Origin of the sequence: Enterobacter cloacae complex sp. 6730903 (genome assembly GCF_048283985.1) — a bacterium.
Taxonomy (GTDB): domain Bacteria; phylum Pseudomonadota; class Gammaproteobacteria; order Enterobacterales; family Enterobacteriaceae; genus Enterobacter; species Enterobacter hormaechei_C.
Genome location: NZ_JBLVXX010000256.1, coordinates 1 through 203, shown reverse-complemented (window position 1 = coordinate 203; position 203 = coordinate 1). Strand labels below are relative to the sequence as shown.

1 protein-coding gene is annotated in these 203 nt (G+C 45.8%); it reads left to right on the top strand.

Translation table 11 applies throughout. The features are described 5' to 3' along the window. Positions 1 to 72 (top strand): hypothetical protein (locus tag ACNQ0W_RS25815; protein WP_241243335.1); only part of this gene is annotated, 72 nt, incomplete at its 5' end. Positions 73 to 203: the final 131 nt, after the last annotated feature.

The following is a 203-nucleotide window of genomic DNA, read 5'->3' as shown; positions in this document are numbered from 1 at the left end:
TGTGCTCTGGCAAACAAGCTGGCCAGAATAGCCTGGGCACTGACGGCGCGACAGCAAACTTACGAAGCATAAAGGCAGAAATACACCAGTTTAAACAATCATTCATCTGGTTTTGCGAATACTGATATTGATGATACTAACGGCCCACCGGCCTGTTGAGGAACCTGTAAAACGGAAAGGCTCATTGAAGCCGTATATTTTCT